The 8,735-nt window shown below is 55.7% G+C and carries 7 protein-coding genes; all 7 read left to right on the plus strand.

The features are described 5' to 3' along the window. Positions 1–25 precede the first annotated feature (25 nt). The 7 genes from nuoG to nuoM all read left to right on the plus strand — a co-directional run bounded on the left by nuoG (position 26) and on the right by nuoM (position 8,711). The gene (nuoG, locus tag RT340_RS20045; protein ID WP_313377569.1) at positions 26–2,749 is read left to right on the plus strand and encodes an NADH-quinone oxidoreductase subunit NuoG; all 2,724 of its coding nucleotides are present in this window, start codon (positions 26–28) and stop codon (positions 2,747–2,749) included. Next, a complete protein-coding gene (nuoH, locus tag RT340_RS20050; protein ID WP_045813644.1) occupies positions 2,746–3,723 on the plus strand; it encodes an NADH-quinone oxidoreductase subunit NuoH in 978 nt (325 codons plus the stop codon). The genes nuoG and nuoH overlap by 4 nt, the downstream gene beginning before the upstream one ends. 11 nt (positions 3,724–3,734) lie before the next feature. Beyond that, on the plus strand, positions 3,735–4,277 hold the full coding sequence (gene nuoI / locus RT340_RS20055) for an NADH-quinone oxidoreductase subunit NuoI (RefSeq protein WP_034825061.1): 543 nt from the start codon (positions 3,735–3,737) through the stop codon (positions 4,275–4,277). A 10-nt stretch (positions 4,278–4,287) separates the two neighbouring features. Further along, positions 4,288–4,839: an NADH-quinone oxidoreductase subunit J gene (gene nuoJ / locus RT340_RS20060; RefSeq protein ID WP_034825059.1), complete on the plus strand. Its 552-nt coding sequence runs from the start codon at positions 4,288–4,290 to the stop codon at positions 4,837–4,839. Continuing rightward, complete coding sequence (gene nuoK, locus RT340_RS20065; RefSeq protein ID WP_034825057.1) at positions 4,836–5,138, plus strand: NADH-quinone oxidoreductase subunit NuoK; 303 nt, start codon at positions 4,836–4,838, stop codon at positions 5,136–5,138. The genes nuoJ and nuoK overlap by 4 nt, the downstream gene beginning before the upstream one ends. Further along, entirely contained in the window at positions 5,135–6,970 is a 1,836-nt protein-coding gene (gene nuoL, locus RT340_RS20070; RefSeq protein WP_058961299.1) for an NADH-quinone oxidoreductase subunit L, read from the plus strand. Before nuoK ends, nuoL begins: the two co-directional genes overlap by 4 nt. A gap of 220 nt (positions 6,971–7,190) precedes the next feature. After that, complete coding sequence (nuoM, locus tag RT340_RS20075; protein ID WP_034825053.1) at positions 7,191–8,711, plus strand: NADH-quinone oxidoreductase subunit M; 1,521 nt, start codon at positions 7,191–7,193, stop codon at positions 8,709–8,711. The last annotated feature ends 24 nt before the right edge of the window (positions 8,712–8,735 follow it).

Consider the following 8,735-nt stretch of genomic DNA (forward strand, 5'->3'; position numbering starts at 1 on the left):
CGAGCCTTACGGAAGCATGTTCACTATGGCTACAATCCATGTAGACGGTAAAGAATATGATGTGAACGGAGCGGACAACCTGTTGCAGGCGTGTCTCTCTCTGGGCCTTGATATTCCTTATTTTTGCTGGCATCCGGCGCTGGGAAGCGTGGGAGCCTGCCGCCAGTGTGCGGTGAAGCAATTCCAGAATGCCGAAGATACCCGCGGTCGTCTTGTTATGTCATGCATGACACCGGCGTCGGACGGCACCTTTATTTCCATCGACGATGGCGAAGCGAAAGAGTTTCGTGAAAGCGTGGTGGAATGGCTGATGACCAACCATCCGCACGACTGTCCAGTGTGCGAAGAGGGCGGTAACTGCCATCTGCAAGATATGACGGTCATGACGGGCCACAGCTTCCGTCGTTACCGCTTCACCAAACGTACGCACCAGAATCAGGATCTCGGCCCGTTCATCTCCCATGAGATGAACCGCTGTATCGCCTGCTATCGCTGCGTGCGTTACTACAAAGATTACGCAGACGGCAAAGATCTCGGCGTTTACGGTGCCCACGACAACGTTTACTTCGGTCGCCCTGAAGATGGCACGCTGGAGAGCGAGTTCTCCGGTAACCTGGTCGAGATCTGCCCGACCGGCGTATTCACCGATAAAACGCACTCCGAACGCTACAACCGTAAATGGGATATGCAGTTCGCACCGAGCATCTGCCAGCAGTGCAGCGTGGGTTGTAACACCAGCCCAGGCGAGCGTTATGGTGAACTGCGTCGTATCGAAAACCGTTACAACGGTACCGTAAACCACTACTTCCTGTGTGACCGTGGTCGTTTCGGTTATGGCTATGTGAACCGCAAAGATCGTCCACGTCATCCAGTACAGAAGCGCGGCAACGATTGGGTCAGTCTGAATGCCGAACAAGCGGTGAATGCCGCGGCTGACGTACTGCGTCAGGCGAAGCGTGTGATTGGGATTGGATCAGCGCGTGCCAGCATTGAAAGCAACTTTGCGCTGCGTGAACTTGTCGGTGCGGAAAACTTCTCCACCGGTATGCCTGCCGCTGAGCAGGCACGCGTTGAGTTGATGCTGAAAGTACTGCAGGAAGGCGGTATTTACACGCCATCACTGCGCGAAATCGAAAGCTACGATGCGGTGCTGGTGCTGGGTGAAGACCTGACTCAGGTCGGTGCGCGTGTCGCACTTTCTGTGCGTCAGGCGGTGAAAGGTAAAGCACGTGAAATGGCAGCAGCCCAGAAAGTGGCTGACTGGCAGATCGCGGCGATCCTGAACATTGGTCAGCACGCCAAACATCCGCTATTTGTCACCAACGTTGATGAAACCCGTCTTGATGATATCGCCGCGTGGAGCTATCGCGCACCGGTGGAAGATCAGGCTCGTCTCGGCTTCGCTATTGCCAATGCGCTCGATGAAGCCGCTCCAGCCGTCAGTGGCTTTGACAGCAAGCTGAATGGCAAGCTGGATGTGGTGGTACAGGCGTTAGCCGGTGCCAAAAAACCACTGATTATTTCTGGTACTCACTCTGGCAGCACCGCGATGATTGAAGCGGCCGCCAACGTGGCAAAAGCACTGAAAGGTCGCGGTGCCGATGTCGGTATCACTTTCCTTGCCGGTGCAGCTAACAGCTTTGGTCTCGGCCTGATGGGGGGGCAATCGCTGGATAGCGCGCTGGAACAGCTGGATAAAGGCGAAGCGGAAGCGCTGGTGGTGTTGGAAAACGATCTTTACCGCCATGCACCGAAAGCCACCGTGGATGCGGCTTTGCACAACACCGCACACGTGATTGTGGTTGATCATCAACGCACTGCGACGCTGGAGAAAGCCGGTCTGGTGCTCTCGACGGCGAGCTTCGCAGAGAGTGATGGCACCTCGATCAACCAGGAAGGCCGCGCACAGCGTTTCTTCCAGGTTTACGATCCGTCTTATTACGACAACAGCATTGTGATGCTGGAGAGCTGGCGCTGGCTGCACTCGCTGCACAGCACTGTTGAAAGCCGTCAGATTGACTGGACGCTGCTTGATCACGTGATCGATGCCACCGTTGCAGCATTGCCACAGTTGAAAGGTATTAAAGACGCGGCGCCGGATGCAAGCTTCCGTATTCGCGGTCAGAAACTGGCGCGTTCACCGCACCGTAACAGTGGCCGTACCGCGATGCGTGCCAATATTAGCGTGCACGAACCGCGTCAGCCGCAAGACAAAGACACCATGTTTGCCTTCTCAATGGAAGGTAACAACCAACCAGGCGCACCACGTTCGCAGATTCCATTCGCCTGGGCTCCAGGCTGGAACTCCCCGCAAGCATGGAACAAGTTCCAGGCTGAAGTCGGTGGCAAACTGCGTCATGGCGATCCGGGTGTGCGTCTGTTTGAAGCGAGCGAAGGATCACTGCCGTGGTTCACCGCCGTGCCAGAAAGCTTTGTTGAAGGCAGCCAATATCGCGTTGCACCTTACTATCAGCTGTTTGGTAGTGAAGAGATGACTCAGCGTTCACCGACCTTCCAGAAGCGTATGTCGCCAGCTACGCTGGTGATTAACCCGGCTGATGCGGAGAAACTGGGCGTCAATAACGGCTCTGCGGTTGAACTGGTTTGTGCCGGTGAAACGCTGCGTCTGCCAGTACGCTTCTCCACTTCCCTGCAAGCAGGGCAGGTGGGTCTGCCGCTGGGTATGCCAGGTGTGCCGCCGTTCCTCTCAGGTGCGCAAGTTGACAAACTGCAGGAGGCTGCACAATGAGCTGGCTGACACCGGACGCTATCGACATCCTCATCCAGATCTTGAAAACCATTGTGATTCTGCTGGTGGTGGTGGGTTGTGGTGCCTTTATGAGTTTCGCCGAGCGTCGTCTGCTCGGCTTATGGCAGAACCGTTATGGACCGAACCGTGTTGGCTGGGGCGGCTCACTGCAGCTCGCCGCTGACATGATCAAAATGTTCTTCAAAGAGGACTGGGTTCCGCCGTTTACCGACCGCTTCATCTTTACTCTGGCACCGGTTATTGCCTTTGTATCGCTGCTGCTGGCGTTTGCCATCGTGCCGGTTTCACCGACCTGGATGGTGACAGATCTGAATATCGGTCTGCTGTTCTTCCTGATGATGGCCGGTCTGGCGGTTTACGCCGTGCTGTTCGCCGGTTGGTCGAGTAATAACAAATACTCACTGCTGGGTGCAATGCGTGCTTCCGCGCAGACGCTGAGCTACGAAGTGTTCCTGGGCCTGTCGCTGATGGGTGTGGTGGCGCAAGCCGGTTCATTCAACATGAACGCCATCGTCGAGAGCCAGACGCACTTGTGGAACATCATTCCGCAGTTCTTCGGCTTCGTGACCTTCTGTATCGCGGGTGTCGCGGTTTGTCACCGCCATCCGTTTGACCAGCCAGAAGCGGAACAGGAACTGGCCGATGGTTACCACATCGAATATGCCGGTATGAAGTTCGGTCTGTTCTTCGTCGGTGAATATGTGGCCATCACCACCGTTTCAGCGCTGATTGTCACGCTGTTCTTCGGTGGCTGGCACGGTCCATTCCTGCCGCCATTCATCTGGTTCGCCCTGAAAACGGCGTTCTTTATGGTGATGTTTATCCTGATTCGTGCTGCGCTGCCGCGTCCACGTTATGACCAGGTGCTGTCGTTCGGCTGGAAAGTGTGTCTGCCGTTGACGTTATTGAACCTGCTGGCGACCGCCGCAGTGATTCTGTACAGCGCGCAGTAAGGGGTTTTGAGATGACTTTAAAAGATATTGTCGTTGGCTTCGGCACGACAGTGCGCAGTATCTGGATGATAGGCATGCATGCCTTCGCCAAGCGCGAAACCCAGATGTATCCAGAAGAACCGGTTTACCTGCCGCCGCGCTACCGTGGCCGTATCGTGCTGACGCGCGATCCGGACGGCGAGGAGCGCTGTGTTGCCTGTAACCTGTGTGCGGTAGCCTGTCCAGTGGGTTGTATCTCACTGCAGAAAGCGGAAACGGTTGATGGTCGCTGGTATCCGGAGTTCTTCCGCATCAACTTCTCGCGCTGCATCTTCTGCGGTCTGTGCGAAGAAGCCTGCCCGACCACGGCGATTCAGCTGACCCCCGATTTTGAGTTGGGTGAGTTCAAGCGTCAGGATCTGGTGTACGAGAAGCAGGACCTGCTGATTTCCGGTCCGGGTAAATATCCGGAGTACAACTTCTATCGCATGGCGGGTATGGCGATCGACGGGAAAGAGAAGGGCGAAGCGGAAAACGAAGCCAAGCCAATCGACGTCAAAAGCTTGTTACCTTAAGGAGCCAGGTATGGAATTTGCGTTTTATCTTTGCGGACTGGTGGCGGTGCTAACGACATTGCGCGTTATCACTCACACCAATCCGGTACATGCGCTGCTGTACCTGATTGTTTCGCTGCTTTCGATTGCGGGCGTGTTCTTCTCAATGGGCGCTTACTTTGCCGGTGCGCTGGAGATCATCGTTTACGCCGGTGCCATTATGGTGCTTTTCGTGTTCGTGGTGATGATGCTGAACCTGGGCAAAACCCAGCAGGACCAGGAGCGCGAGTGGCTGAAGCCTTCGCTGTGGATTGGGCCTGGCATCGTCTCCCTGTTGCTGCTGGTGGTGATGATTTACGCCATTAGCACCGCGCACGATCAGGGCATTGATGGCACCGTCATCGATGCCAAAGCGGTGGGTATCAGTCTGTTTGGTCCTTACGTACTGGCGGTTGAGTTGGCGTCAATGCTGCTGCTGGCCGGTCTGGTGGTGGCCTTCCATATCGGACGTGAAGAGCGTCAGGGCGAAGTGCTGAGCAATCGCCATGCTGATGCACATGCGAATAAGGAGGATCACGCATGATCCCGTTACAACACGGCCTGATGTTGGCTGCTGTGCTGTTTGTTCTCGGCCTGACCTCGCTGGTACTGCGCCGCAATTTGCTATTTATGCTGATTGGTCTGGAGATCATGATCAACGCCGCGGCACTGGCGCTGGTGGTAGCAGGGAGCTACTGGGGACAAGCTGACGGCCAGGTGATGTACATTCTGGCGATCAGCCTCGCGGCGGCGGAAGCCAGCATCGGCCTGGCCCTGCTGCTCCAGCTCTATCGTCGTCGTCAGACGCTGAACATTGACACAGTGAGCGAGATGCGCGGATGAATCTTCTCTATTTAACCGTATTATTTCCGCTGATTGGCTTCCTGCTATTGGCGTTTTCCCGTGGTCGCTGGTCGGAGAATCTGTCGGCAGCGGTGGGAATGGGATCGGTCGGTCTGGCGGCGTTGACCACCGTTTTCGTTGGTATGGATTTCTTCAGTAACGGTCAACAGCCTTTTACTCAGGCGTTGTGGACATGGATTCAGGTCGGCCACTTTGATATCAAAGTGAACCTGGTACTGGACGGCTTGTCTCTGACCATGCTGTCAGTGGTGACCGGCGTCGGCTTCTTCATCCACATGTTTGCTTCCTGGTACATGCGCGGTGAAGAGGGCTATTCACGCTTCTTCGCTTACACCAACCTGTTCATCGCGAGCATGGTGGTGTTGGTGCTGGCCGACAACCTGATGCTGATGTATCTCGGTTGGGAAGGCGTGGGCCTCTGCTCTTATCTGCTGATTGGCTTCTACTACAGCAATCCAGAAAACGGCAAGGCGGCGATGAAAGCGTTCATCATCACCCGCGTCGGTGACGTGTTCCTCGCATTCGCACTGTTCATTCTCTATAACGAACTGGGTACGCTGAACTTCCGCGAGCTGGTGGAACTGGCGCCGGCGCATTTCGCCGCTGACAACCACATGCTGCAGTGGGCAACCCTGATGTTGTTGGGCGGTGCGGTCGGTAAATCTGCACAGTTGCCACTGCAAACGTGGCTGGCTGATGCGATGGCGGGTCCTACGCCGGTATCAGCTCTGATCCACGCCGCCACCATGGTAACCGCGGGTGTTTACCTGATTGCGCGTACCCATGGCTTGTTCCTGCTGACGCCGGAAGTGCTGCATCTGGTGGGTATTGTGGGGGCGATTACGTTGGTGCTGGCAGGCTTTGCCGCGCTGGTGCAAACCGACATCAAGCGCGTGCTGGCTTACTCTACCATGAGTCAAATCGGCTACATGTTCCTCGCGCTGGGCGTGCAGGCATGGGACGCGGCCATTTTCCACTTGATGACGCACGCCTTCTTCAAAGCACTGCTGTTCCTTTCTTCTGGTTCGGTCATTCTGGCCTGCCACCACGAGCAGAACATCTTCAAAATGGGCGGCCTGCGTAAGAGCATCCCACTGGTGTACACCTGCTTCCTGGTCGGCGGCGCTGCGCTGGCGGCACTGCCGCTGATTACCGCAGGTTTCTACAGTAAAGACGAAATCCTGTTTGGTGCGCTGGCGAATGGTCACATCAATCTGATGGTGGCGGGTCTGGTCGGTGCATTCCTGACCTCGATCTACACCTTCCGCATGATCTTCATCGTGTTCCACGGCGAAGAGAAAATTCATGCGCACGCGGGCAAAGGCATCACTCACCATCTGCCACTGATTGTGCTGTTAGTGCTCTCCACCTTCGTTGGCGCCATGATCACGCCACCGCTGGCGGGCGTGCTGCCGCAGAATGAATTCGGTGAGGGCGGAAAAGTGGCGCTGGAAATCACCTCAGGCGTGGTCGCGATTGTCGGCATCCTGATTGCTGCTGCCCTATGGCTTGGCAAACGCCAGCTGGTCACCAGTGTTGCCAATAGCGCGCCGGGCCGTTTCTTCGGCACCTGGTGGTTCGCGGCATGGGGCTTCGACTGGCTGTATGACAAGGTGTTTGTAAAACCTTATTTGGGCATTGCCTGGCTGCTGAAGCGCGATCCGCTGAACTCACTGATGAACCTGCCTGCGCTATTGTCGCGCATTGGTAATAAAGGCCTGGTGGTGAGCGAGAACGGTTACGTGCGCTGGTATGTGGCTTCCATGAGTGTCGGTGCCGTGGTGGTACTGGCGCTGATGCTGGTGATTTAAAGATTGATGAGCGGGGGCGAGAGAATCAAGGATTCTCTCATCCCAGAAGCGAATGTGAAAAATTGCCTGAATGACGAAGCGTTATTGATGTAGCCCGTTTCGTTGCCGTCAGTGTGCAGCAACCCAAGCGTATTTTGTACGTGAGGGTGGCGAGCGCTGACGGTGATGAACGTGGCAAGCAAGATAGCTCGAAATCAGGTTGAAAAAAGGGAAGTATGCCGTGCTATTACCTTGGCTAATAATCATACCTTTTGTTGGGGGTCTGCTTTGCTGGTTAGCAGAGCGCCTCGGCGCAAAAGTGCCGCGTTGGATCGCCATGATCACCATGGGGCTGACGCTGGCACTCGGTCTGCAGTTGTGGCTGCAGGGAGGCTATTCACTCACCCAGGCTGCAGGAATGCCGCAGTGGCAGTCGACTTTCTCGGTGCCATGGATTCCGCGCTTCGGCATTAACTTCCATCTGGCTATCGACGGTTTGTCACTGCTGATGGTGGTGCTGACCGGTCTGCTCGGGTTGATGGCGGTGCTCTGTTCCTGGAATGAAATCGAGAAGTATCAGGGCTTTTTCCACCTCAACCTGATGTGGATCCTCGGTGGTGTGATTGGCGTGTTCCTCTCCATCGACATGTTCCTGTTCTTCTTCTTCTGGGAAATGATGCTGGTGCCGATGTACTTCCTCATCGCGCTCTGGGGTCACAAAGCCTCTGACGGTAAAACCCGTATCTCGGCAGCGACCAAATTCTTCATCTATACCCAGGCTTCGGGTCTGGTGATGTTGATTGCGATTCTGGCGCTGGTGTTCGTGCACTACAACGCCACGGGCGTCTGGACCTTCAGCTACGAAGAACTGCTGAAAACGCCAATGTCGCACACCGTTGAATATCTGCTAATGCTCGGCTTCTTTATCGCTTTCGCAGTGAAAATGCCAGTGGTGCCCCTGCACGGCTGGTTGCCGGATGCGCACAGTCAGGCGCCAACTGCGGGTTCGGTTGACCTCGCAGGAATCTTGCTGAAAACGGCGGCGTATGGTCTGCTGCGTTTCAGCCTGCCACTGTTCCCGAATGCTTCCGCAGAGTTTGCGCCGATTGCTATGTGGCTCGGTGTTCTGGGTATCTTCTACGGTGCCTGGATGGCGTTCTCGCAGACGGATATCAAACGTCTAATTGCTTACACCTCCGTTTCGCACATGGGCTTCGTGCTGATTGCTATCTACACTGGCAGCCAGCTGGCGTTCCAGGGCGCGGTGATTCAGATGATTGCTCACGGCCTGTCCGCCGCAGCACTGTTCATCTTGTGTGGGCAGCTTTATGAGCGTCTGCATACCCGTGACCTGCGCCAGATGGGCGGTTTGTGGGGACGTATCAAATGGATTCCAGGCCTGTCGCTGTTCTTCGCGGTGGCCAACCTCGGTATGCCAGGCACCGGTAACTTTGTCGGCGAATTTATGATTCTGACCGGCAGTTTCCAGGTGGTGCCGGTGATTATCGTGATTGCCACCTTTGGTCTGGTGTTTGCCTCGGTGTATTCGCTGGTGATGATGCAGCGCGCTTACTACGGCGAAGCGAAATCGAAAGCTCCGCTGCCGGGCATGTCACCGCGTGAATTCATGACGATCGGCGTGCTGGTGGTGCTGCTGGTTCTGCTGGGTGTTTATCCACAGCCGATCCTTGATACCTCTCACGCTGCGATGAGCAATATTCAGCAGTGGTTTACCGCTTCAATTTCAACTACAAGGCCGTAATTCGCCATGACAATAACTCCTCAA

Source organism: Pantoea sp. CTOTU50773 (assembly GCF_032082325.1).
GTDB lineage: Bacteria > Pseudomonadota > Gammaproteobacteria > Enterobacterales > Enterobacteriaceae > Pantoea > Pantoea communis.

Excerpts from the sequence above, each read along its gene's own strand:
- nuoI (WP_034825061.1), top strand. The coding sequence starts at position 3,735 with ATGACTTTAAAAGATATTGTCGTTGGCTTCGGCACGACAGTGCGCAGT.
- nuoG (WP_313377569.1), top strand. The coding sequence starts at position 26 with ATGGCTACAATCCATGTAGACGGTAAAGAATATGATGTGAACGGAGCG.
- nuoL (WP_058961299.1), top strand. The coding sequence starts at position 5,135 with ATGAATCTTCTCTATTTAACCGTATTATTTCCGCTGATTGGCTTCCTG.
- nuoJ (WP_034825059.1), top strand. The coding sequence starts at position 4,288 with ATGGAATTTGCGTTTTATCTTTGCGGACTGGTGGCGGTGCTAACGACA.
- nuoH (WP_045813644.1), top strand. The coding sequence starts at position 2,746 with ATGAGCTGGCTGACACCGGACGCTATCGACATCCTCATCCAGATCTTG.
- nuoK (WP_034825057.1), top strand. The coding sequence starts at position 4,836 with ATGATCCCGTTACAACACGGCCTGATGTTGGCTGCTGTGCTGTTTGTT.